The organism is Stutzerimonas stutzeri (genome assembly GCF_013522825.1).
Lineage (GTDB): Bacteria > Pseudomonadota > Gammaproteobacteria > Pseudomonadales > Pseudomonadaceae > Stutzerimonas > Stutzerimonas stutzeri_AK.
In genome coordinates, this window is sequence record NZ_JAAMQZ010000094.1 from 1 (window position 1) to 1,573 (window position 1,573).

At 64.2% G+C, this 1,573-nt stretch carries 1 protein-coding gene; it reads right to left on the bottom strand.

Annotated elements, in window-relative coordinates:
- Nucleotides 1-13: 13 nt before the first annotated feature.
- Nucleotides 14-1,573: alkyl hydroperoxide reductase subunit F (ahpF, locus tag G7020_RS23725; protein WP_181087217.1), on the bottom strand; the 1,560-nt coding region annotated here is incomplete at its 5' end.

Sequence of the window (1,573 nt, forward strand, 5' to 3'; positions counted from 1 at the left end):
TTGCAGCGCTGCGTTAGGCAACCGGCGACGTGCTGCGGATCAGGTGATCGAAGGCGCTCAACGAAGCCTTGGCGCCTTCGCCCAGGGCAATGACGATCTGCTTGTAGGGCACCGTGGTCACGTCGCCGGCGGCGAACACGCCAGGGATGTTGGTCTGGCCCTTGGCATCGACGATGATCTCGCCGAAGCGGTTCAGCTCGACACTGCCCTTGAGCCAGTCGCTGTTGGGCAGCAGGCCGATCTGCACGAAGATGCCTTCCAGCTCGACGTTGTGCAGTTCGTCAGTGTTGCGGTCCTTGTAGACCAGGCCGGTGACCTTCTGGCCATCGCCCAGCACTTCGGTGGTCTGCGCCATGGTCAGGATGGTGACGTTGGGCAGGCTGCGCAGCTTGTTCTGCAGTACGGCGTCGGCACGCATGCTCTCGCCGAACTCCAGCAGGGTGACATGAGCGACGAGGCCGGCCAGGTCGATGGCCGCTTCCACGCCGGAGTTGCCGCCGCCGATCACCGCCACGCGCTTGCCCTTGAACAGCGGGCCGTCGCAGTGCGGGCAGTAGGCGACGCCACGACCGCGGTATTCCTGTTCGCCGGGCACGTTCATCTCACGCCAGCGCGCACCGGTGGAGAGAATCACGGTCTTGGACTGCAACCGTGCGCCGTTCTCGAACTCGACGGTGTGCAGGCCTTCGGCACCCGCCGGGATCAGCTTGCTGGCGCGCTGCAGGTTCATGATGTCGACTTCGTACTCGCGCACGTGCTCTTCCAGGGCGCGGGCCAGTTGCGGGCCTTCGGTAGCCTTGACCGAGATGAAGTTCTCGATGGCCATGGTGTCCAGCACCTGACCGCCGAAACGCTCGGCGGCAACGCCGGTGCGGATACCCTTGCGCGCGGCGTAGACGGCAGCGGCGGCACCCGCCGGACCACCGCCGATGACCAGCACGTCGAAGGCGGCCTTGGCGCTCATCTTCCCGGCGTCACGGGCGGCGGCGCCGGTGTCGAGCTTGGCGAGGATTTCCTCTTCGCCCATGCGACCCTGGCCGAACAGTTCGCCGTTGAGGTAGATACTCGGCACCGACATGACCTGACGCGCTTCCACTTCATCCTGGAACAGCGCGCCGTCGATGGCGACGTGACGGATGTTGGGGTTGAGCACGGCCATCAGGTTCAGCGCCTGGACCACGTCCGGGCAGTTCTGGCAGGACAGCGAGAAGTAGGTCTCGAAGTTGTATTCGCCTTCGATGCCTTTGATCTGCTCGATGACGTCCGCCGCGGTCTTCGACGGATGCCCACCGACCTGCAGCAGCGCCAGCACCAGCGAGGTGAATTCGTGGCCCATGGGCAGACCGGCAAAGCGCAGGCTGATGTCGCCACCGATGCGGTTCAGCGCAAAGGACGGCTTGCGCGCATCCTGGCCGTCGGTCTTCAAGGTGATCTTGTCACTGAGGCTGGCGATGTCCTGCAGCAGGCTCAGCATTTCCCGGGATTTCTCGCCGTCATCGAGGGACGCGACGATCTCGAACGGCTGAGTGACCTTTTCCAGATAGGCTTTCAACTGGGTCTTGAGATTGGTGTC